Origin of the sequence: Dyadobacter sp. LHD-138, from assembly GCF_030929615.1 — a bacterium.
In the GTDB taxonomy this organism is placed as follows: domain Bacteria; phylum Bacteroidota; class Bacteroidia; order Cytophagales; family Spirosomataceae; genus Dyadobacter.
Map to the genome: position 1 here is coordinate 83262 of NZ_JAVFVU010000003.1, position 22488 is coordinate 105749.

A 22488-nucleotide genomic window follows, 5' to 3' on the forward strand; every position below is an offset into this window, starting at 1 on the left:
AATTTGACTATGAAAAAAACGGTAAAACGTCTGGCCACAGCTATACTTTTTTCAAGCATCCCGATACTTGGGCTGGCTCAAAACAGCCCTAATATCATTGTGATCCTTGCCGATGACCTGGGATACGGGGATTTGGGATGCTACGGGCACCCCACGATTATGACACCAAATCTGGACAAAATGGCGTCCCAGGGAATGCGCTTTACGCAGTTTTATGCTGGTGCCGCGGTATGTACACCCAGCAGGGCAGCGCTGATGACCGGACGACTGCCTGTCAGGACAGGGGTTTATGGAAAAGGCGATGTATTCCGGCAGAACTCTGCGACAGGGTTGCCTTTGGAAGAGTTTACCATGGCAGAAATGTTAAAGAAAAAAGGTTATGCCACGAGCCTGATCGGAAAATGGCATTTAGGCAGTGTAGCGGAATACCTCCCCACCCGGCAGGGGTTTGATTACTGGTTTGGCACACCGTATTCCAACGACATGGGTAAAGTGTTTACCACCAGAATCGATCCCGATTTCCCGGTTCCGTCCGGCCCCAGAGCCAATGCGCCGTCCTTACCGTTATATCAAAATGAAAAGGTAATTGAATTCGAACCGGATCAGCGCCGGCTCACCAAAAGATATACCCAGGAAGTGATTCAATTTATCAAAAACAATAAGGATAAACCATTTTTCACCTATTACGCGAGCAATTTCCCGCACACGCCCTTGTATGCCTCCACCGAATTCGAAGGTAAAAGTGCAAGAGGTCTGTATGGAGACGTTGTTACCGAACTGGACTGGAGCGTCGGACAGATTCTAAAAACACTGAAAGATTTGAAATTAGATGAAAACACTCTTGTCATTTTTACGAGTGATAACGGTCCATGGCTTTTTCAGAAAGACCACGGCGGATCGGCAGGCATACTTTTCGAAGGTAAAAATTCGACATACGAAGGTGGTTCGCGAGTGCCGACAATCGCGTGGTGGCCTGGAAAAATAAAAGCCAATGTCACGAGTACCAGCCTTACCAGCGCTATGGACCTGTTCACAACGGTAGCTGCCCTCACAAAATCTGAATTGCCCAAAAACACCACCTTAGATGGTGTCGATATATCTCAGATTTTGTTCGGTAAAAGCAACCAAAGCAGAGAAATCCTCCCCTACTACATCAACGAAAACTTATACGCGATAAGAAAAGGGCCCTGGAAAGCGCATTTTATCACCCACGCGTCGTATTCGCCAGTCGCCCCTGCGACGCATGCCGTTCCGCTGTTATACAATATCGAGAACGATCCAAGTGAAAAATATGATATCGCAAAAACGCATCCGGATATTGTCAAGGAGCTGACTGCCCTTTTCGAGCAGCAAAAATCATCGATCACACCCCCACCCTCGGAAATTGAGAAAGTTCTACCATCAAAACAGAAGTAATCCGGGATTATTGAAAGAAAGAGGATGGCGGTCCACCACAGCTTAAACAGTGTCGGTTTTCTTCTGAAACGATCGAACCTGGCCATTGGTTGTGAAATTCCACCTTCCCTCTTTCACTTTTGCATACCTGCTCATTTTGTCAAAGCCGGGAGCGTATGTTGTGCATGTGCATGCAGGGATGCGGAAATATACCTTTAAGATTGCTAAGCAGTAATAGACGTTGTCACGAATTATATTGTAAGACCGTTTATACGTCGGCTATCAGTAGCGGTTAAAATATCATTTCTTGGATTGACATGTCAGCCGAGCTCTGAGCGCTCCTTCGCTTTTCTTGAATCGCTGTTTGAACGACTTAGACTTGATCAGATGGATCCGGATTTGTCCTTATCTGTTTCCACTGGATGATATATTGATGTTCAAGAAAAACGGTTAATTTTGAAAATCAAGAGCAACAAAAATGAATACGAATAATACGAGAGTATATAAAATGTCTTTTGCCGGCGTTTATCCGCATTACATTCAAAAAGCGGAGAAAAAGGGAAGGACAAAAGATGAGGTGGATGAAATCATATGCTGGCTGACAGGATATGATCAAAAAACCCTGCAACTGCACATTGACAACAAAACGGATTTTGAAAATTTTTTCGCCCAAGCACCGCAAATAAATCCGAATGTTTCAAAAATCACGGGTGTAATTTGCGGTTATCGTGTGGAGGAAATTGAAGACAAACTAATCCAGCAAGTTCGTTATTTAGATAAGTTGGTTGATGAACTGGCCAAAGGTAAGGCAATGGAGAAAATTTTAAGGAAGTAAGTGCACAAACGAAACAGGGAACAAAAATACTTTGGCCAGAATCAAAAATTCGGGCCAAAGCAAAGTTTATTAGACAGCCTGTAAGCTGAATGGCAACGTACGGATACGCTTGCCGGTCAAATCAAAAACCGCATTTGTCAACGCGGGTGCGAAAGGCGGAAGTCCCGGCTCTCCCACGCCACCAGCGTCCGCATCATTATCCATAATGTATATTTCAATTGGAGGAATATCGGTAATGCGCGGCATTTGGTAGGTGCTAAAATTATTGTCGACTGCCATACCATCTTTGAATTTGACCTGATGAATCGTTGCTGCACCCAGCGCCATCACAACAGAGCCTTCGATCTGCGCTTTGATCGTATCCGGATTTACGTACCAACCGCAATCCATTACCGCCCAGACCTTGTCTATTTTTACACCGCCTGCCGGAGCCCTGGAAACTTTTACGACCTGTGCCACGGTGCTGGCAAAACATTCGGTGATCGCTACGCCGTAACCATCGCCTTTCTTCCGGTCTTTCCAGCCTGATACTTCCTGAATCTTATCGATCAGCTTTTGCAAACGCTCTTCTTTTAAATACGCACGCCTAAAGTCCAATGGATCTTTTCCGGCTTCCAATGCCAGTTCATCCAGAAAACTTTCATAGGCAAACCCATTTGTGGACGCATAAACAGAGCGCCACCACATGGTCGGGATGGGCGTTTCGAACGGCACATCCATGATCGCTAGGTTTTTTATCGAATCCATATAGGGTTTCAGAAATCCTTCCGAGGTACTGCGGTTGGCGACGTCTTTTTTACCGCCACGCCAGTGATCATTATTTTGCCCGGCCATCCTGACTTTAAACGCATCGATCTCACCATTGCTGATCACGCCTTCACACCGGTAGGTAATACCCGGACGAAATGGTCCCTGCGTGGCATCGTCCTCCCGGGTCCAAACCACCTGTACCGGCGCTTTTATTTCCTTTGAAATCACGGCAGCCTCATGCGGATAATCCATGAATGCTTTACGACCAAAGCCACCACCCAGAAAGGTCATATTCACAATCACCTTTTCCCGGGGAATCGACATTTCTTTGCTGATATAATCCTGAACCCATTCCGGAGCCTGGATAGGCCCCCAGATTTCCAGTTTATCGTCCTGATAATGAGCAATGCAGTTGAGCGGTTCCATCGCGGCGTGATACTGATAAGGCGTTTCATAGATAACATCTATCTTTTTTGCCGCTTTTGCAATAATTTCAGAAGGTTCACCCTGCGTTTTGAACAGCAATCCCTCCTGCGTTTGCAATGCTTCTGCCTGACGTTTGTAAATTTCTTCGGTATCTAAATGTTCAAATCCCGAGTCGTCCCATTCCACTTTCAAAGCTTTTTTCCCCTGAATAGCCGCCCAGGTAGAATCTGCCACTACGGCTACACCTTCCCGGTAGGTATTGAAAACGCCCATTTTTACTTTGAAAACATTTTTCACACCAACGATTTTTCTGGCCCCAGTGTCATCAAAACTTTTCACCTTACCTCTTAATCTGGGATTTCTTTCAACCGCTGCATACAGCATACCCGGAATATGTTTGTCCAATCCGAAAACCGCAGTACCATTGGTTTTCAGTGGCGTATCCAGTCGCCGGAGCGGCTTACCGATCAGCTTGTAGTCTGAACGTTTTTTGAGCACCACATCTTTGGGAGCTACCAGTTTCGATGCGGCTTCGACAAGTTCTCCATAGTGCTTCCGCTTTCCGGAAGGTTTGTGCATGACGTGGCCACCTTCGGCATAACATTCCATTTTGGGTACGCCCCATTGCGTCGCAGCAGCCTGGATCAGCATTTCGCGCGCGGTAGCGCTGAGTTTTAGCAAGTTCTTATACGAACCGCGTACTGTTGAGCTTCCGCCTGTTACCTGGTTACCATATTTCTTGCTGTCACCAGGTGCAAAAACGACATTGATTTCACTAAGATTTACTTCCAGCTCTTCAGCAACAATTTGCGGAACGGCCTGATACGAACCTTGTCCCATCTCTGCACGGTGGTCAAAAATCGTGACCTTCCCTGATGTATCAATGTGTACCCAGGAATTCATCTCAACCCCGAAGTTATCCGCTTCGGTTGCCTGGATTATCTTCGCCGATTTGGCGTCGTTTGGCCAGTAAAAGCCCAGCGAAAATACAGTACCGGTCACGGCGGACGATTTAAGGAAATTCCTTCTGGATAATGTCTGGTTCTCCATATTGGATTCAGTTTCTGTTGAATGAGATCATAGCTTCGGCGCGTACGCACCTTTTTGTATCCAGGTCAGCCATGCTTTTTTAAACTCCGCGTGACTTACCGGTGGCAGTGTCCTTCCTTCTCCCGGATTCCACGCTCCCAGCACCAGCCCATCATCGGCATGTGTTATCAATTTCCTGATATCTTTATTACCGTTCTTTTTCTTGTCAACCAGTTGTTTGGCAAGCTCATGGGCACTCTTCCCCTGAAATACCATCTTCATAGCGGCCGGAGGTAAATGCCAGTGCGAGTTTCCCGGCGGTGTATGCAGTCCCGGCGTATTGGTTTCCTGGTGACAATTTAAACATTTCATCGCATACACGCCCTTACCGTCTTTACCCCGCTTCGGTCCCATGGTATGCAAATGGCTGTCATCGCCTTGCAGCGGTATATCTCCAGCCGGATGACAATTCATACATCTCGGACTCATCAAGACCTTATAAACCGTTTCAAATGCTTTTACCGATTCAATGCTGTCACGGTTCATGACACCCAACCTGATTTCTTTCACCGGGGCATCGTCTTTCCTGAAAGCGGATGCACCTACGGCGACGATAAATAATAGCATAGCCAGCACCGTGGCAGCCTGTACTGAAAAAAGCTTACGCTTTCCAGTTTTCCTATCTCGCTTCATAATTGTCAAATTGAGGTGATCGGAGTTAACCCTTGACGGCTTTTTTCTGCACTTCGGCAGCCATGTGTATCGCCTTGCGAATGCGCAGATATGTACCGCACCGGCAAATATTTCCTGCCATCGCGTCATCAATATCCTGATCGGTCGGATCTGGTTTTTCACGCAGCAAAACAGCCGCGGACATGATCTGTCCCGAATGACAATATCCACATTGCGGCACATCGATATCCTGCCAGGCCTTTTGCACCGGGTGAGAATTGGTTTCCGACAAACCTTCAATCGTCACCACTTTTTTCCCCACTGCACGGCTGACTTTGGTGACGCACGAACGCACGGCTTCTCCATCCAGGTGCACGACACAAGCGCCGCACTGGGCCACGCCGCAGCCGTACTTCGTGCCCTTCAATCCTGCCAGATCCCTGATCGCCCACAAAAGCGGCATCTGAGGATCAGCCTCAAGTGGATACTTCTTGCTGTTGATGTTTAAAATAATTTTCGCCATGGTGCGTTTAGTTTAATTATTTCCTTGCACTCTTAATTCGCTCTAAAACTTGCCTGCCTGCATCTGCTTCCTTTTTCCCTATATTGATTTCAATGATTGAAAGCACTTGCCGGAGCGCTTGCTCCGTAAATCCCAGATGCAGGCAAATCCCTAGGTGCCCGCCCAGTTGAGATTCCACACCGCCTAACAAGACCAGCGCCGATACCGTAGTAAGCTCCCGCTGCTTGTGATCAAGGACGCCCCGGGTGAAAATATCGTTAAAAAGATGTTCTTTTAAAAGCGTGTCAATCGCGGGAACAAAAGCTGCATACCCGGTTTTGGGACCTGTTTCAGGCCTTCCTGTCAGTGATTCCAAAACCTTTTTCCCGGTTTGATATTTGTTCGTGTCTGCTACTTTTGATGGCTTCGGCCCTTCCGTATCTGCAATACCTTTCGATTTTCGCTCGTTCAGGACGGCATTAAATGTGTTAATTCCATTCAGGCTTCTGGGAAAACCACAGTAGGCAGACAGGTGGACGAGCTCTTCTTTGATCTCGTTGATGGTAAGACCAGCTTTAAGGCCTACGCTCAGTGCCTGCTTCAAACCGGGTAAATCTCCCTTGGCTGTAAATGCAGCAATGGCTACGATACTTTGCTGCTTCGCATCCAGACTATTCGTTTCAAAATTTTTGCTGTCAGCGTTCACTTCGTAAGAAACAAACGCTGAAATGATCATAAATATCGTTTTAGTTTCATAAAAAAATGATTCGTGAGTTGATTCAGTCCAGGCGCTTGCTTTTAAGAAATGCCGAAAGATGATCCGCAATTTCCAGGTTGTTTAAATCCGACATTGGAAAGTGCGTATTTCCTTTTATTCCGATTTCTGGCAAATATACCAGCGTGACATCTCCCCCGTGCTTATTTACCACATCCCTGAACTGCCTGGCCACGGAAAGAAAAACACGCCACTGCTCCTGTCCTGGTCGACGGGCTTTCGGGTATATTGTCTGCGTAATAGATCAAAATCGGAATTTTCGTAAGCTTCATAAATTCAGTCATGGGAACGCTTACCGGTATGATCGTACGGCCCGAAAGCTTAATGCTGTCAGGTGCCTCGCCTTGCGGAAAAACAAAGTCAGCGCCTGGTTCAAAGGAAATAACAGCTTTAACCTTATCATTTTTCATCGCAGTACGCCACCCCGGACCACCGCTTTGCGAATGGGTGAGCAGAATACCTGATCCGATCTTGTCAAACAAAGAAGCAAATGCATTGATATTCAGCTGCGGATCATAAGGGCCTGTGTTGAGTACTGCCTGACGGTAGAACTGTTCCAGCGCCTGCGGTTTTTCGGAAAACTGCACACCGGGATAAAAGTCGGGATAGGCCCCAAGACGAAAAATACCAAACCAAAGCTGTTCATCGGCAGCAGCTGCGATACTTATGGCTTTTGTACTTTTTGCTGCCCAGCCACGCCTTGGCTGGTCAACCAAATACACCGGGAAGCCTCGGCGAAGGAAAATATTCTGGTATCCCTCACGTCCATCGGGCGTGGTTTCCCAGGTTGTTGCAGATTGCCCGTGGCCATGCCAAAATACGAGTGGAAGTTTCCGGGCATTTTTGGGTATCTGATAAAAAACATAGGCATGATCCCCGTGCAGTGTCTGACCTTCTGAGACCGGGTTTGTTGGATTATATGCCCCATGTTTAATTGGATCAAAGGTCCCCGGATTTGTGATAACATTCCCGCCCACAGCAAAGCTGCCTTGCTGCTGAATGACTAAATCATCAATGCTTTTACCTCCTTTGATAGAAGCACAGGCACTAATGAAAACAGATCCGGTTATGGATAACAAAATCTGTAACAGATTTCGGTTTACTCTTTTTACTTTACGCATAAGCCATGTGTTCACTTTGAAAATTTTGCTATAAGCGACGAGCAAAATTTCAGATCGTCTTAAATTATCTTAAGTTTTAACAGCCACTTCTTCACATCGGCCTCTGTCTGCTTTGCTTTATCCGTTTTAATCATCAGCAGTTGCCCGTCTCTTTCAGATCCTCCCCGGACCGTAAAACCTTCCAAAACTTTACTCTTGAGGCAGAGCTCCTTTACAGTCTGGAAACTACTTCCAATACCATAACCACCATTGGTGTTAAAAGGGATGATGGTTTTGCCGCTGAGATCATACTGTTTAAAAAAGGTTTTCACAGGCGGTGGCAATTTCATGCCCCAGGTAGGAAAACCAACAAAAACAACATCGTACTTTTCAATAGCCTCTATCTTTGTTTTTAAAGGCGGCAAATAGCCCGTTTCGTTTTCACTACTTACCTGTGCAACGGTTTCCTGATAGTTTTGGGGATAAGGCTTTTCGAGTTCCAAAGCGACCAATGTTCCTCCCACATTCTTTTGTATCATTTCTGCCACCGCCTTCGTGTTATTTGTTCGTGACAGATACACAACCAATACTTTTTCAGGAGCAATCAATTGTGCATTTGACTTAACCCAAATGACACACAAAACGGTTGTTAACAAAAAAACTATCCTTTTCATATTTATCATTTTTGGGCAATTCAACATCTGAGGAAGCTGGCGTAAATTTTGCAAACGAGCTCTTTTTCTTCATAGCGGATGCTTAATCAATGCCTGCTCATTGATTAAGCTATCTAATTTTCTGCAATTCGCTTACAAAGGAATGGATTCTTAACCTCCTACCTTCGTGAAAGACAGAGATCCTAATTTCCATGTTCCATTTTGCTGAATATACACTTCGGTGACTTCGAACTCATTGGTAACTTCTCTGCCGCCAACGACTGCTAACAGCGTTATTCTATTTAACAGTACAGCCGTCGTTCCAATGATATTCACCGACACCTTATGGATATCCGCTTTCTTGTAATGGATACCGCCGGATTTAATAATGTTGACTTCCTGCTGCTTTCCCCAGGAACCGCCCATGTGCACAAAGACCGATTTTTCTTCAAAAAGCGCGGCCAGCGAGTCTACATTCTTGTCGGCCATCCAGCGCCATTTATCTTTGGAGAGCGTAACAACCTGCTGTTGAGAATTTCCAGAAATGCTATCATTTTGTGTTTGTGCCCAGCTCCCTTCCAAACTGATTAGTAAAAGGCCTAGTCCGCAAATGGAAGCATTGAAACCGGTAACCAGCCATTGACGATTGATGAATACTTTCATAATGCGTATTTTATTTATTTAACTATCTAATGTTTAATAACATGGGTATCCCGTACGCTGCTAAATGTCAGGGCTAACATTTTCCATTCCTTCCCTTGTTTTTTATAGACTTCAGTCACGGTAAACTCCGTATTTGCCTCATTGCCCCGCACCATAGCTGCCAGCGTAATACGACTCCAGATGATGGCCGTATCGTCAAAAAGTTCTACGGCAACATCGTGTACATCCGCTTTTTTGTACCAAATGCTCCCGGTTTTGATGATATCGAGCTCTTCGTCCTTTTTCCAGGTTCCACTCATATGGACAAATTTCGCCTTATCATCAAAGAGCTGAGCCAGTTTGTCCACATTCTTATCGGCCATCCACTGCCATTTGTCTTTGGAAAGCGTAATAATTTGTTGCTCCACATTGATAGCACTTTGTGCCTGGGAAGATTCGGCACGGAAAAACATAAAGCACAATCCAAGAATTGATGCTTTCAGAAATGATTTTACAAATGTTTGGGTTTGCATAGATTTTTAGATTAAGTGTTTACAAGTTCATTTATCATCTAACTTCCTTTCACTAAGCCATCTTACCATGGCTGGATCCCGGTGGTTAAAAAAAGCACTGGAATTTGTATCCAACGCCTTAATAGCTTCCATATCCTGATCACTCAGGTGAAAATCGAAGACATCCAGATTCTCCAGCATCCTTTCTTTTCGAATGGTTTTAGGAATGGCAACGACCCCTCTTTGTGTAAGCCAGCGGACAACTACCTGTGCTATCGTTTTGTTGTATTTGTTGCCTATAGATGCCAAAAGCCCATTTTGAAACAGGCCGTTTTTACCTTCTGCAAAAGGTCCCCACGATTCGATCTGCACATTTTTTTCAATCAGGAACTTTTGTATTTCCACCTGCTGGTAAAAAGGATGCGTTTCAATTTGATTGACAGCCGGGATGATTTCGTTATGAACAATCAAATCCATAAGTCTGTCGGGTTGAAAATTGCTGACACCGATAGCTCTGATTTTGCCCTCTTTATACAACTCCTGCATGGCCCTCCACGCACCGTACACGTCGCCAAAAGGTTGGTGAATCAAATAGAGATCCAGGTAATCCAGTTGTAATTTTCTTAGTGATACTTCGAAGGCTTTTTTTGCATCCTGATATCCATTGGTCTGTATCCAGAGCTTGGTCGTTATGAAAAGGTCTCTTCGAGGGACACCACTTTTTTTAATAGCGGCACCGACGGCTTCTTCGTTCCCATAGGAGGCGGCCGTATCAATCAAACGGTAACCTGTATCAATTGCATCGCGTACGCTTTTCTCACATTCCCTAAGATCAGCAACCTGGAATACCCCGAAACCCAAGATCGGCATTTCAACGCCATTATTCAATTTTACAGTCTCCATCATGTCTTTATTTTGTTGACCATGCAAAGGTCCTTACTTGTGGGAGTACATTTTGTATACCAATTCCTGTTTTACCTACCAATATTCCTGATTTGGATAGGCTGATTACAAAATGTAATACGCAAACCGTAATTTAGCATCACTTAAACTACACAGATTATGGAAGACTTGATTCGGTTTGACTCGGTAAGTCAATACAATGCATTCAACCAGCAGGAGACTTTGCACCCACTGGTAACCGTTATCGATTTGTCAACAGCGAGTCCCAGACGAAAAACCAGCCAGTATATGGGATGCTATGGCGTTTTTCTAAAGGAAACCCTATGCGGCGATCTTCGGTATGGCAAGGAATATTATGACTACCAGGAAGGCACGCTTGTTTTCATGGCTCCCGGACAAGTGTTCACCGTGGAAAATGACGGAGAGCTCTATCAACCCAAAGGTCATGCGCTGGTCTTTCATCCGGATTTACTGCTTGGCACTTCCCTGAATTCGAAAATGAATGAGTATTCGTTTTTTAGCTATCAGGTAAATGAAGCGCTGCATTTATCCAAACGCGAAACCCAGATTGTAATGGATTGCCTGGAAAAAATCAAGTATGAACTCGAACACGCGATCGACAAACACAGCAAAAGACTGATCGTTTCCAACATTGAATTGTTTTTGGATTACTGCGTACGTTTCTACGATCGTCAGTTTATCACCCGCGACACAGTACATAAAGGCGTTTTAACACGATTTGAGTCACTTTTAAGCGGCTATTTCACTTCAGATAAACCCCAGACAATTGGCTTGCCATCGGTAGCATACTGCGCAGGAGAACTAAATTTGTCGGCTAAATATTTTGGCGACCTGATAAAAAAGGAAACTGGCCAATCCGCTCAGGAGTATATCCAAAGCAAAGTGATTGAGGCTGCCAAAGAGAGAATATTTGATGGCAACAAAACGATCAATGAAATAGCCTTCGAATTGGGTTTTAAATATCCACAGCATTTCAGCAGGGTATTTAAACAACGGGTGGGTCAGTCACCTAACGAATACCGGATGTTTAAAGATTTGAATTAAAAAACCACCTGTTAACACTTATGAAAAACCCGATAAACTTATTCAGATTACAGCTAATGGCTGCTCTGATTTTTACCAGTTTTCTCGCCAATGCCCAGGATAAATCAGTGGCTTCCCAAAGCCAGCAATCCATTTTCCCCAAAGGACGGAAAGCCCCGGAAAGTAATTTTACAGGCACTGCCTGGGTGTATCCGCTGATTGAGGCGGACAGTGCATTTAATATTCCGGTTGCGAACGTAACCTTTGAGCCAGGTGCAAGGTCGCATTGGCATACGCATGGCGGTGGCCAGGCGCTGATCGCTATTGATGGCATTGGCTATTATCAGGAGAAAGGCAAACCTGTTCGGATACTGCGGAAAGGAGATTCTGTTAAATGTCCTCCTAATACGCCTCACTGGCATGGCGCCTCACCCCAGGTCGGGTTTACCCAGATCGCCGTAACACCCAATGCAGCAGCAGGGCGCGTTACCTGGTTACAACCCGTAACCGATGAAGAATATAATAGTAAGCAATGACGAAAGTAAATTATCTCACGTAAAGCTGGGATGAGATCTTGTAAAAGGGTTATTGTGGTTGCGGAACAGCCAGAAGTGGCGTTAGTTCCACTTTTCGCACAAACATTTCCGCACCTTCGGACTGGATCTGAATTCGCCCGACGGATGGTCTTACCCGCATCGCCCGATTTACCAACACACCATTAAGATAAAAATAAACGTCATCATCCATCGCAATCACTCTGATCTTGTTCCACTTTCCAACTGGTTTTTCTATATCCTTTGCACCTCTGAAACCCTTCACGTCTTTCCACCCGGGATCCCGCGCAAACCAGTTTATTCGTCCCTTATGGATCGTAACGGTATCCCCATCAGGTTTATAGAAATAAGCCCCTCCTTGATTTTGGGGTGCGACCGGACAGGTGATGGAAAACTTATCGCTGCCATCTCCTACCACCAGAAAATCACCGGTACCACCTTCGATAATCTGACACTCAATCGAATACATCCAGTTCCCGGAAAAAGCGCCGTCCTTTCCCTGCGAATGGATAAGCACACCATTATCGCGGGCGGCGTTAATTCTCGGCTCATGGGTTTTGGAACCCCATTTAAATTCTACTTCCAGATCATAATCTTCATATTCCTTGTCTGTTGTGATGCAACCGTATTCGTAACCCGAAATATGAATCTGCTTTCTTTCTACCTTAAAAACCTGATCAGGATCTTTATCACGGCCTTGCTTTTGCAGAAATGTATACCAGCCGGCGAGATTCCTGCCGTTAAACAGTGATACCGTCCGCTGCCTGACCAGCTTATTGATACGCAACGTTTCAGCCGCAGTCTGCGCATAATTTTTTTGAGATATTATTAAAAAAAACGGAATCAGGAAACAAAAAACATGACCATTGTTTTTCATAGAAGAATGATTTGCATAATGGATTCAGGAAATTTCCGGTTTGTTATTTTTCACTTATCGCCGTGTATCAGGACTTTTCGGTTACGCTTTCGTGTATCCATTTTGCGTGACTGTTTCTAGTGAAGAACCTCAGCTGCTTCACCCACGACCTGATTCTTCCACGTCCGTTTTTTGAAGCCCCATACCGAATAATAATACAAAAACAGATAACAGGGAATCAACACGAGCAGTGAAGTTTGTGGCGCTGCAGGGGCCCAGTCTATCAGACTTCCGAATAACAACGGAAATATCCCGCCTCCGATAACCGACATCAACAGCAAAGCTGAGCCGATTTTAGTAAACTTTTTGAGATTGCGGATAGCCAGTCCCCAGATCGTCCCCCATAGTAACGCTGCACCGAAACCGGTACAGATCAGACAGTAAATAGAGATCATACCCGAGGTAAAATAAGCAGCAGTGACCAATACAAGACCTGCAATCGCACAATATTTAAGGGCAGCTTGTTGAGAAAACCATTTGGGAATCAACACCGTACTGGCTACATAACCGACCAGCATGGCATATAAAGTATACTCCGCAAAATGTCTGGCTTCCTGCAAAGGAATACCCAGCGACCGGCTATACAAAATGATCCCGTCTATCGGGATTACCTCACAGCCCCCGGCCATAAACAGCGCGACTACGCCAAGTACAAGATAAGGATATTGAAATACCGATGTTTTGCCAGCTTCTTGCGTTTCAAATTCGGATGGCTCATCGTCGCTCTCCTCCACCTCGGGCAGTTTGGATAAAAACACCATCACTGCCAGAAGCGCAAGGATCGCCGTAATGACGAGATAGGGATCGACTACTTTTAAAACATAATCATCGAGGATCGCGGCCCTTTCAGCCGCACTGGCCGTAGAAATACTGGCGACGATTGAATCCGCATTTAATAAAAAGATAGCGCCCAGGATGCGCTGACTTAATATTCCTGCGGTTTTATTTGCAATACCCATAAAGCCAATCCGCTGGGCCGTACTCTCAACAGGACCGATAATGGCCACATAAGGATTAGCAGCTGTCTGCAAAAGTGCAAGTCCGGTACCGGTAACGAACAAACCACCGAGAAAAAATACATAAGTCCGGGAAAAGGCCGCAGGAATGAACATGGCAGTTCCAAGCGCCATGATCAGCAAACCAATAACCATCCCTTTTTTATAACCGGTATATTTCAGTATCCAGGCCGAAGGTATCGCCATGAAAAAGTATGCAATGTATGAAGCGAACGCTACCAGCAGGGATTGAAAATTGGTAAGTTCCAAACAGATCTGAAAATACGGGATCAGGATACCGTTGACCCAGGTAATAAAGCCAAAAACAAAAAACAGGATCGCAATGATAACAAGGGGATAAATGTAAGATTTTGCTTTGGCCATTTTCGTAAAGGATTAGTTTAGCAGTCTTTATACATTAAAAGCAATAAAACAGCGAATATCCCGGCCGCAATACTGCATTGCGCCGGGATACTTTACATTTTACGTCGAAAACTTAATTTTTATCCCACCATAGCGGCGTACTGGCCTTGTCTTCTCCTTTGAGCAGCTTCACAGCTTCGGTTACCGCGGCTTTGTTGTTCGCTTTTTCTGAATCGATAAAAGGAAATCTTCTGATAAATCCGGTATTGGGTACATCAGGATTCACTGAGTTTACAACATGGTATAACTTCGGAAAAAGGGATCTTCTGAACTCAGCCCATGCCTCAGAGCCATCGGGATATAATGCCAGCCATTTTTGCGTACCGATCTGTTCCCGCTGCTCGGCTACTGTTGCGCCCCATTTTACAGGAATATTGCTAACAGCGGGAGAGTTTTGTGAATCGCCGGGTGCGATCGGAGGCGTCGTGCCATTGACATAAGTTTCCACTACGGCACCGCTATAACCCCAGGTTGCCATGGATTGGCGAATGCCCTCTTCATAAAAACCCTTTGCGTCACCGCCCATGTTCCAGCCATTAAGCGCGCCTTCCGCTTTGAGAAAATAAGCCTCTGCGGCGTGCATGATGTCGGCTTTTACGGCCAGCAGGTTTTCCCATCCCGAGCCGGTACCCGTATTACGGATCCATCTCGCACCGATATTGGAATTGTTGTCGTTGGTGTTCAATTCTTCGATCAGCTGGCCAGGACTCAGGCCGTTACGCATACCTTCGTATGTTTTAGTTTTGAACGCCGGTTGGAAAAATTGTTCCATACGCGGATCCTTATATCCCTTCAGAATGGACTCCATTGTAGCACTCATGCGGAATTCACCCCATGCTGCGATCCGGGAAAGTCCGTTGGCATCCGCACTGCTCACAGCCGTCCGCACCATCATGGCATCTTCACTGGCCGTCGTCAGTACACCCGCTGCCACTGCGGCTTCCGCCTCGGTCTTGGCACGGGCAGGGTCCACTTTTGAAATACGTAAAGCAAGACGCAGGCGTAAAGTGTTCGCAAATTTGATCCATTTGTTCACATCTCCTGCGTACATAATATCCGCAGACCCGAAAGGTTTTTCACCCGTTTTGGTTTTCAATACCGCTACGGCAGCGTCCAGTCTTTTGAAAAAATCGTCATAAATCGCATCCTGAGCATCGTACTTTACGCTTTGGGCAGGTATACCGGCGTCAAAATAAGGTATCGGACCATAATAATCGGTAACCCGGTGAAAGGAAAATACCCACCAGATACTAGCCACCGAATGTTCCGCAGTCTTTGCATCGTAGTTTTCAAACAATGTTCTCAATTGTGGCACAACCTGAATATAAATAGGGTTCCAGTGCGAATTGATCCAGGACATGTTGGTAAAATACCTGTCTGACTGAAAGTTGGGCGTACTCGTTGCAAAATACTGCGCGTACAGATCCGCAAAAAGATTGGTAGCAGTCTGGTAGGAAGGATGGTACGAACCCTGCGACAATGCCTGGGAAAACAATTTCGGATATTCTGCCGGAGTCAATACGACGAGAGACGTTTTACTTTTGTTCATGGCGTCGTAGTCGTCTGTACAGGCAGCGCCGAAAAAACCAACCAGCCCAATCGAACCAACGCTTAAAATTCTTCTTAATTTCTGATTTATATGTCGTTTCATGATATTTCAATATTTAAAAATATACCCGTTCCTGAACTTCAATTAAAAACTAAGTTTAAGATTCAATCCGATTGTTCTGGACGATGGAAGGTTACCATAATCAAGGCCCTGGAAATTGCCTGCACCAAGGTTCATGTCAGGATCGAACGGCAGCTTGCGTTTGGCCAGACCGGGAATATCCATTGTTGCGTTTCCTCTGTAAAGAAAGAAAAGGTTGCGGGCGGTAAATGATAACCTCGCACTTTTCAGAAAAGTACCCTGCGAAACAGGAATGTTATAACCGAGCGTAAGCTCTCGTAAACGGAAATTAGTCGCAGAATAAGTAAAGAACTCACCCCAGGAATAACGCCCTTGTGACACGGTTTGCCAAAATGCTTCCGCGTTGATCGCTGTGGTATTGGCAGCACCGTCAGCCCGCACAGCCGGAAGTACCCATCCACCGGCACGATTTTCTTCGGTATAATCAGCGGTACCATCGAAAGCAAGGTTGGCTTCTGTCCCAGACGTTACAATACCCCCTACCCGGCCGTCCACCAGGAAAGAGAACACAAAGTTCTTGTAGTTAAAGGTGTTGTTCCAACCTATGGTAAACTTAGGATTATAGTTTCCTATGATTGAGATGGGGCCCACGGCCGGTACACCCGCTGCGGTTACCACATACCTTCCCTGCGCATCTTTCAACCAGGTATTTGCCTCCATATCTCCAAAGGAACCACCCTCGGCAACAATCGGCGAAGCGGATCTGATACCACTACCCAAGCTTACCTTTTTGATACTTTCATGCAGATAAACCACCTTGTTGATATTGCGTGCAAAATTCACGCTTGTTTCCCACGAAAATTTATCTCCTTTTAACGGACTCCCGGAAGCGACGATCTCAACTCCTTTGTTATTGATTTTACCGGCATTGATAATTTGTGTGTTAAACCCCGAAGGTGAAGCCAAAGGAAGGGGTAAAATCTGGTTGATCGTGTTGCTGTTATAGTAAGTAACATCCAATCCGACCCGTCCATTGAAAGCTCTGAAATCGATACCAAATTCAGTGGCGGAAGAAATTTCAGGTTTAAGATTTGCGTTGGGGAGGGTTGTGTTTCTTGAAATATAGCCCACAGTGCCACCAGGCGTGAAGACATAGAACGGATCAAGCTGGTAAGGACTCGTATCGTTACCCACCTGCGCCCATGATCCCCGGACTTTCGCAAAACTTACCCATGATGGTAATTGTACGGCATCAGAAAGAATAAAATTTCCCCCAAAGGCAAAATATGTGTAGGAATAAGGATTTGGAAGCGTGGAAGACCAGTCGTTACGAATAGAGGCATCGAATGTAAGGTAGTCCTTGAAAGAAAACGATGCCGCACCAAAAACATACTGGAGTTCTTTTTCCGAGAAAGTTGAAACGCGGGTAAGGTTTGTAGCGAACGACAGGTCAAATTTATCCACAACGGAAAGCCCCGTTGCTAATCCACCTACTTCAGAATATTTGTTGTAGGTCGAACCCGCACCAAAATTATAGGTAAAACCAAATTTATCACCTATTTTATGATTACCGGAAAAAATCAGGTCCATATTTCGTTCCAGCGTTTTACCGTCAAAATTTTCATAATTACCTCCGGCTGCGGCATACAAAAGCGTGTTATTGGCATATCCGCGTTCATACGCGTCAACATAGGTGTCGTAGCTGATTCGTCCCTGTACATTCAGCCATTTTGCAATTTCATATTTAGCAGATCCAAGAATAATGGAACGGTCTCTTTTTTCACTGCCAAAGGTTTTGTTTAGTGTCCAGTAGGGATTCATATAGATACCCGAACTCGTCCAGTATCTGGGTGTGCCCGTCTCGGTCTGGTAATTTTTATAGTCATTCAAATCCACACTACGCGGTGTTTTGAGCAAATTCATGATCGGCCCACTGTTCTCACCGGAGAAAGGTTTGTTTTTGATATCCTGATTGATGTAAGTGATCTTGCCATCGACGCTCAGCCTCTTGGTCAGTTTTGCGTTGATCCTCAAATTCAGCGTATGACGTTGCAGGTCATTGTTGGGAATCAAACCCTGGTTTTTATTGTGGGTATAGGACATGTAAGTCTGAATATTTTCACTCCCCCCGGACAAGCCAATCGAATTATTTGTTGAAATCCCGTTTCTGTAAAAATTTTTAATGTTATCAGGATAGGTAGTGGCCACAGCCCCCCAACTACCAGACGCGTTTTCACTTGACTTCCCTCCTGCTCCCTGTCCATAAGTATTTTGAAAGCTTGGTAAAAGCAAAGGAGACTCTATCGATACCCCTGAGTTGATATCTGTGCTGATTTTACCGGCTTTTCCCTTTTTTGTGGTGATCATAATTACCCCATTCGCAGCACGGCTACCATATAAGGCTGATGCCGCAGGCCCTTTTAACACGTTCATGGATTCAATATCATCGGGGTTGATGTTGGCCGCGCCATCACTGCGGTTTACCCCACCGAAATCTGAATTCACCTGACTACGTACGGAATTATCAATGGGAACACCGTCCACCACAAACAAGGCATTGTTGTTTCCGCCGATCGAACGGTTACCTCTCAACGTCACCCGTGTAGCAGAGCCGGGTCCCGAAGAGCCTTGTGTTACCACAATACCGGCAACTTTACCCGAAAGCGTGTTTACAAAGTTAGCGTCCCGCACGTCAGCCAGCTGTTTTCCCGAAAGCTGCTGGGTAGCGTAGGTCAGCGTTTTAGCGCTTCTCTCAATACCAAGGGCGGTTACCACCACTTCCCCGAGCTGGGTTGCGTCTTCTTTAAGCGTCACATTTACGACTGATCGGCCATTCACCGGTACATCCATGGAAGCATAGCCGATAAACGAAAAGATGAGAGACTCCGAGCCAGACGATAATGATATCGTATAGCTACCGCTCACGTCCGTTGACGTGCCTTTCGTCGATCCTTTAATAAGCACGTTTACGCCGGGTAATGCCGTGCCCATATCGTCCACCACTTTTCCAGTAACCTTCAACTCTTGTCCCACTGCTGTTAAAGCAGAGCATGCCGCCAGCAGCATGAAGACTAACAACATTTTAAATCGTTTACGTGAGGTGGCCCGCATCTGCGCCGCATGTCCCCAAAGTAAAAAAGTACAATTCATCCACCTAGATGGAATTGGTAAAGATTCTCCGTACATAATAACTTTGTGATTAGATAGAACGATACATTATTTTGAATTCTGCAACATTGTCAATATTAAAGTTTATCGGGGTCAAAAACTGATACTATTTTACTCAATTATCCTACTATCTTTCAAATTTTAGAATTAGCAAACAATTGAACGATAACACCCTGATCAATACAGAATTGCCGTTCATCCATATTATCAAAACATCGTTTTATAATACTGAAATCTTTGACCATAACATTTTGGTCCACGATAGACCTATTTCTTAAAAAACCATAATTTCCTGACACCGTGTTTTACCTGGTGAACTTTTGATATTCTTTATCCTAAAAAATAGCTACCTGGTCAATGGTAGAGAAATTTCGCTACGGAATATTACAATTTATTATGTATAAATAATCAGGCGAGATATTAAAAGGCTTCGGACTTGTGTGTCGCGAAAGCCCCTTAATATACTGCAATAGGCGGTTATTGCAGACTCTTAACTTTCAGCACCTCACCAACACCGATACTACTGGCATTATTGCCAAAACTCTTTCTAATATACGTCAGTATCTGGGCGATCTCTTCATTTTTCAGAAAGTCGTGGGCCGGCATCACACCGTTGTAATCCACCCCCTTGACAGTAAGCGGTCCGCTCATACCTTTCAGTACCACTTCGATTAGTTTTCGTTTATCGCCGATAACCCGCTCCGATCCTGCTAAAGGAGGAAAACGGCTACCGTCACCCTTACCGTCGCCCTGATGACAGGCCCCGCAGTACAGTTTATAAGCCTGCTCACCAGCTTCCAGAACTTTCTTCTCAAGGTTATCTTTTACGATATCGGGCTCTTTGATGTTCGTGCGTTGCTTGCGTTTTTCCATGCCGGCAAGCTGTGCTTTGCCAAATTTATTACGGTCGCCTTTGTACATGATCCGCCAGATTTTACCTTTCACACTTTCAGTAATGTACAGCGAACCGTCGGGGCCCATGGCGATACCCATGGGACGCGCCTTGGCATCTGCCGTATTAACGATCGTGTCAACGCTTGCAAAGCCATCCGCAAAAACCTCCCAGGGGCCAGACGGAGCGCCATTTTTGAAAGGGACAAAGCAAACAAAGTAACCTGCCTGCGGATAAGGTGCACGAATAGTTGACCCGTGGAAGGCAATGAATGCGCCATTTTTATACCGCGCCGGAAATTGGTCGCCCTGGTAAAAATGGAGGTCGTTTGGTGCCCAATGTCCTGGGAAACCAATGATGGGCTGCTCAAATTCTGCACCCTTTCCCACTTTTGTACCGTCCCCTCCATACTCAGGATTCAGCAGTTTTTTGCCCTGCCTATGGTCGTAATAATAGTAAGGCCAGCCTGCGTCGGAATTTTCTTTCACCCGGAGAAACTCTTCCGAGGGCAACACGGCACTTTGCCAGTTGTTGTAAAGGTCGGGCCAGGTCCGTACCAGATTATCGCGGCCATGCTGCAAGACATAGAGATTGTTATCCGATTTGTTCCAGTCCATAGCCACAACACTGCGAATACCCGTGGCGTACTTTTTCCCGTCCGACTGCAATTGTCCAATTTTATTAGCGTCAAATTGCCATACACCTCCGTGCTCCTCAAGCTGAGGGCAAGGATCCTGTCCTGCCAGACCCGGAACCCGGTTTTCAAGCTGGCACACATCCCCCGGTGCACCGAAAGGCACGTACATATGTCCCGCGTTATCAAATGTGATCGGCTTGGCTATATGTTCCGAACCATGCACTTTATTTTTATAATCGTCCGTCAGGATTACTTCCGTTTTACTTTCCGGAATGAGTTTTCCAGGCGTAAGCTTATTTCGAAAAACCACCCCGGCAGTACTGTAATAAAGATAATCATTGTAAATACGCATTGCAGTGCCGTATCTGCCAGGATCCTGATAATCCCCAAAATGCTGGATGACATCCGCCTTCCCGTCATTGTCGATATCCCGCAGGGCAACACTGCCGCCTTTGGGTGTCACACTTCGTAATTTAACATAAATATCACCGTTCTGGTTAACCGCCAAATGCCTGGCCGAACCTACACTATCCGCCACGACCACGGCTTCAAAACCACCGGGCAGTGCCAGACCGCCATTGTCAGGATCACCCTTAGGCAGCTTGCTGATCGTATCGTAGCTAACAAAACTGATACTCAGCAACAAAACCGCCAAGCCGACAACCAAAAACTTCACCTTGGATAAGGTACTATAAAGCGTGTAAAAAAAATATTTCATTCTTACAGAAAATGAGGTTAGGGATGATAAATATTCACTGTTTTTATGGTCGGGAGGGAAGCGTCATGGAGCGGGCATTAAGATCGTAAACGATCTTCCCGCCTTTGATCGTCACCTCACATTCCAGCTTTTCCGTACCTTCCGATTTATAACGGGCCACGTCATAAAAGCCAAATTTTCCTTTGCGGAGGTACAGGATCGCCACATCAGCATGGGCACCTACCGAAATATGCCCGAGTTCCTCGCGTTTGATCGCTTTGGCCGGTGCCCAGGTACTGGCGGTGATAACGCTTTGCAGATCCATCTTCAAAGCCATAAATTTTGACATCACATTGAGCATATCCTTCATAGCACCGTTCATACTTCCGGTATGCAGGTCGGTACTGATCGTTTCCGGGTAAAAACCTGCTTTCGTAGCCGGTATTGCCTGTGAATAGGTAAAACTTCCACCTCCATGACCGACATCGAAAATCACCCCTTTCTTGCGGGCCTCCATGACAAAAGGGCGCAGTTTGCCCGTTTCCAGATCAACAATCGATTCTTTCGTTTCCAATATCTGCCCGTATGCGTGCGTAAAAATATCACCGGGACGCAGCCTCTTCATGAAAAGATCTTCGATTGACAACCTGGGTTTACTACCTCCGAAATCGATCATCACCGGAATGTTTGCAAGTTTTCCGGCTTCGAGTGCCCGGTCTACGGCAATAAAATCCGATTTATGAAAATGGGCCACCTTTACCCCGACAATATAATCTTTATAATCTTTCGCTGTATTAGCTGCCAGCTCTGGGTCCATAAACTTCACATCCTGCTGATACACAGAATATTCATCCCCGCGCATACCTTCACTGGAAATATTCAGAAAAGCCAGCACGCGCGTCTGGGACCGGTCTATGATATTTTTTTTGAACTCCGGAAACGATTTAGAGCCGGCACCACCCGCATCCACAATCGTCGTCACACCGACGCGAAAAGTGAAGCCGTCTGGAGGCAGCGCACTAAAACCATTGCTCAGGTCGCCGTCCGCAGTTGTTCCCGCAAAAACGTGACCGTGCATATCAATAAGGCCGGGTGTTACATACAGACCAGCTGCATCGATGACCTGCTTACCCGCTCCTGCCGCAATATTTTTGGCAACCTCCGCAATTTTACCATCTTTAATCGCAACATCCATGACCCTGTTGATGCTATTCTTCGGGTCGATCACGCGCCCACCTTTGATAACAATGTCATAAGACTGCGCCCATGAAGCGGCCGACGGGGACAGGAGCGACAATACAAAAAAAATGATTCTGTTCATGAGTTCAGGAATAGGTA

Annotated in this window: 19 protein-coding genes; 4 read left to right on the forward strand and 15 right to left on the reverse strand. The window is 45.7% G+C overall.

Annotation, left to right across the window (positions count from 1 at the left end; all coding sequences use genetic code 11):
• The first annotated feature begins 9 nt into the window (after positions 1–9).
• Both RB622_RS01915 and RB622_RS01920 read left to right on the forward strand, forming a co-directional pair.
• Positions 10–1416 (forward strand): sulfatase, encoded by a 1407-nt coding sequence (locus RB622_RS01915; RefSeq protein WP_308044799.1) that lies wholly within the window; start codon positions 10–12, stop codon positions 1414–1416.
• 457 nt (positions 1417–1873) lie between these two features.
• Entirely contained in the window at positions 1874–2230 is a 357-nt protein-coding gene (locus RB622_RS01920; RefSeq protein ID WP_308044800.1) for a DUF2200 domain-containing protein, read from the forward strand.
• A gap of 69 nt (positions 2231–2299) precedes the next feature.
• Here the strand turns inward: RB622_RS01920 and RB622_RS01925 are convergent, their stop codons facing one another.
• The 9 genes from RB622_RS01925 to RB622_RS01965 all read right to left on the reverse strand — a co-directional run bounded on the left by RB622_RS01925 (position 2300) and on the right by RB622_RS01965 (position 10194).
• Positions 2300–4456, reverse strand: a complete 2157-nt coding sequence (locus RB622_RS01925; protein ID WP_308044801.1) for a molybdopterin cofactor-binding domain-containing protein — start codon at positions 4454–4456, stop codon at positions 2300–2302.
• 27 nt (positions 4457–4483) lie between these two features.
• Positions 4484–5128, reverse strand: a complete 645-nt coding sequence (locus tag RB622_RS01930; protein ID WP_308044802.1) for a hypothetical protein — start codon at positions 5126–5128, stop codon at positions 4484–4486.
• 25 nt (positions 5129–5153) lie between these two features.
• Positions 5154–5630: a 2Fe-2S iron-sulfur cluster-binding protein gene (locus RB622_RS01935; protein WP_308044803.1), complete on the reverse strand. Its 477-nt coding sequence runs from the start codon at positions 5628–5630 to the stop codon at positions 5154–5156.
• Between the two features lie 16 nt (positions 5631–5646).
• Positions 5647–6345, reverse strand: coding sequence for a carboxymuconolactone decarboxylase family protein (locus RB622_RS01940; RefSeq protein ID WP_308044804.1), 699 nt, complete (start codon positions 6343–6345; stop codon positions 5647–5649).
• Positions 6346–6527: 182 nt separating this feature from the next.
• Positions 6528–7505: an alpha/beta fold hydrolase gene (locus RB622_RS01945; protein ID WP_308044805.1), complete on the reverse strand. Its 978-nt coding sequence runs from the start codon at positions 7503–7505 to the stop codon at positions 6528–6530.
• Positions 7506–7564: 59 nt separating this feature from the next.
• Positions 7565–8158, reverse strand: coding sequence for a flavodoxin (locus tag RB622_RS01950; protein WP_308044806.1), 594 nt, complete (start codon positions 8156–8158; stop codon positions 7565–7567).
• Positions 8159–8308: 150 nt separating this feature from the next.
• A complete protein-coding gene (locus RB622_RS01955; RefSeq protein ID WP_308044807.1) occupies positions 8309–8800 on the reverse strand; it encodes a nuclear transport factor 2 family protein in 492 nt (163 codons plus the stop codon).
• A 26-nt stretch (positions 8801–8826) separates the two neighbouring features.
• Complete coding sequence (locus tag RB622_RS01960) at positions 8827–9252, reverse strand: nuclear transport factor 2 family protein (protein ID WP_308044980.1); 426 nt, start codon at positions 9250–9252, stop codon at positions 8827–8829.
• A gap of 87 nt (positions 9253–9339) precedes the next feature.
• Positions 9340–10194, reverse strand: coding sequence for an aldo/keto reductase (locus RB622_RS01965; RefSeq protein WP_409021411.1), 855 nt, complete (start codon positions 10192–10194; stop codon positions 9340–9342).
• Positions 10195–10353: 159 nt separating this feature from the next.
• Here RB622_RS01965 and RB622_RS01970 point away from each other — a divergent pair, with 159 nt between their 5' ends.
• Together RB622_RS01970 and RB622_RS01975 are read left to right on the forward strand one after the other, a co-directional pair.
• Complete coding sequence (locus RB622_RS01970; protein WP_308044809.1) at positions 10354–11259, forward strand: helix-turn-helix transcriptional regulator; 906 nt, start codon at positions 10354–10356, stop codon at positions 11257–11259.
• Between the two features lie 20 nt (positions 11260–11279).
• The gene (locus tag RB622_RS01975; protein WP_308044810.1) at positions 11280–11774 is read left to right on the forward strand and encodes a cupin domain-containing protein; all 495 of its coding nucleotides are present in this window, start codon (positions 11280–11282) and stop codon (positions 11772–11774) included.
• Positions 11775–11823: 49 nt separating this feature from the next.
• On the opposite strand, the gene RB622_RS01980 is transcribed toward RB622_RS01975, so the two are convergent.
• The 6 genes from RB622_RS01980 to RB622_RS02005 all read right to left on the reverse strand — a co-directional run bounded on the left by RB622_RS01980 (position 11824) and on the right by RB622_RS02005 (position 22471).
• The gene (locus tag RB622_RS01980) at positions 11824–12669 is read right to left on the reverse strand and encodes a DUF1080 domain-containing protein (protein WP_308044811.1); all 846 of its coding nucleotides are present in this window, start codon (positions 12667–12669) and stop codon (positions 11824–11826) included.
• A 116-nt stretch (positions 12670–12785) separates the two neighbouring features.
• Positions 12786–14087 (reverse strand): sugar MFS transporter, encoded by a 1302-nt coding sequence (locus tag RB622_RS01985; protein WP_308044812.1) that lies wholly within the window; start codon positions 14085–14087, stop codon positions 12786–12788.
• Positions 14088–14199: 112 nt separating this feature from the next.
• On the reverse strand, positions 14200–15777 hold the full coding sequence (locus RB622_RS01990; protein ID WP_308044813.1) for a SusD/RagB family nutrient-binding outer membrane lipoprotein: 1578 nt from the start codon (positions 15775–15777) through the stop codon (positions 14200–14202).
• Between the two features lie 42 nt (positions 15778–15819).
• A complete protein-coding gene (locus RB622_RS01995; protein WP_308044814.1) occupies positions 15820–18906 on the reverse strand; it encodes a SusC/RagA family TonB-linked outer membrane protein in 3087 nt (1028 codons plus the stop codon).
• A 495-nt stretch (positions 18907–19401) separates the two neighbouring features.
• Positions 19402–21171: a c-type cytochrome gene (locus tag RB622_RS02000; RefSeq protein ID WP_308044815.1), complete on the reverse strand. Its 1770-nt coding sequence runs from the start codon at positions 21169–21171 to the stop codon at positions 19402–19404.
• A 43-nt stretch (positions 21172–21214) separates the two neighbouring features.
• Positions 21215–22471 (reverse strand): amidohydrolase/deacetylase family metallohydrolase, encoded by a 1257-nt coding sequence (locus RB622_RS02005; RefSeq protein WP_308044816.1) that lies wholly within the window; start codon positions 22469–22471, stop codon positions 21215–21217.
• Between the last annotated feature and the right edge of the window lie 17 nt (positions 22472–22488).

Excerpts from the sequence above, each read along its gene's own strand:
- RB622_RS01915 (WP_308044799.1), top strand. The coding sequence starts at position 10 with ATGAAAAAAACGGTAAAACGTCTGGCCACAGCTATACTTTTTTCAAGC.
- RB622_RS01920 (WP_308044800.1), top strand. The coding sequence starts at position 1,874 with ATGAATACGAATAATACGAGAGTATATAAAATGTCTTTTGCCGGCGTT.
- RB622_RS01925 (WP_308044801.1), bottom strand. The coding sequence starts at position 4,456 with ATGGAGAACCAGACATTATCCAGAAGGAATTTCCTTAAATCGTCCGCC.
- RB622_RS01930 (WP_308044802.1), bottom strand. The coding sequence starts at position 5,128 with ATGAAGCGAGATAGGAAAACTGGAAAGCGTAAGCTTTTTTCAGTACAG.
- RB622_RS01935 (WP_308044803.1), bottom strand. The coding sequence starts at position 5,630 with ATGGCGAAAATTATTTTAAACATCAACAGCAAGAAGTATCCACTTGAG.
- RB622_RS01940 (WP_308044804.1), bottom strand. The coding sequence starts at position 6,345 with ATGATCATTTCAGCGTTTGTTTCTTACGAAGTGAACGCTGACAGCAAA.
- RB622_RS01945 (WP_308044805.1), bottom strand. The coding sequence starts at position 7,505 with ATGCGTAAAGTAAAAAGAGTAAACCGAAATCTGTTACAGATTTTGTTA.
- RB622_RS01950 (WP_308044806.1), bottom strand. The coding sequence starts at position 8,158 with ATGAAAAGGATAGTTTTTTTGTTAACAACCGTTTTGTGTGTCATTTGG.
- RB622_RS01955 (WP_308044807.1), bottom strand. The coding sequence starts at position 8,800 with ATGAAAGTATTCATCAATCGTCAATGGCTGGTTACCGGTTTCAATGCT.
- RB622_RS01960 (WP_308044980.1), bottom strand. The coding sequence starts at position 9,252 with ATGTTTTTCCGTGCCGAATCTTCCCAGGCACAAAGTGCTATCAATGTG.
- RB622_RS01965 (WP_409021411.1), bottom strand. The coding sequence starts at position 10,194 with ATGGAGACTGTAAAATTGAATAATGGCGTTGAAATGCCGATCTTGGGT.
- RB622_RS01970 (WP_308044809.1), top strand. The coding sequence starts at position 10,354 with ATGGAAGACTTGATTCGGTTTGACTCGGTAAGTCAATACAATGCATTC.
- RB622_RS01975 (WP_308044810.1), top strand. The coding sequence starts at position 11,280 with ATGAAAAACCCGATAAACTTATTCAGATTACAGCTAATGGCTGCTCTG.
- RB622_RS01980 (WP_308044811.1), bottom strand. The coding sequence starts at position 12,669 with ATGAAAAACAATGGTCATGTTTTTTGTTTCCTGATTCCGTTTTTTTTA.
- RB622_RS01985 (WP_308044812.1), bottom strand. The coding sequence starts at position 14,087 with ATGGCCAAAGCAAAATCTTACATTTATCCCCTTGTTATCATTGCGATC.
- RB622_RS01990 (WP_308044813.1), bottom strand. The coding sequence starts at position 15,777 with ATGAAACGACATATAAATCAGAAATTAAGAAGAATTTTAAGCGTTGGT.
- RB622_RS01995 (WP_308044814.1), bottom strand. The coding sequence starts at position 18,906 with ATGAATTGTACTTTTTTACTTTGGGGACATGCGGCGCAGATGCGGGCC.
- RB622_RS02000 (WP_308044815.1), bottom strand. The coding sequence starts at position 21,171 with ATGAAATATTTTTTTTACACGCTTTATAGTACCTTATCCAAGGTGAAG.
- RB622_RS02005 (WP_308044816.1), bottom strand. The coding sequence starts at position 22,471 with ATGAACAGAATCATTTTTTTTGTATTGTCGCTCCTGTCCCCGTCGGCC.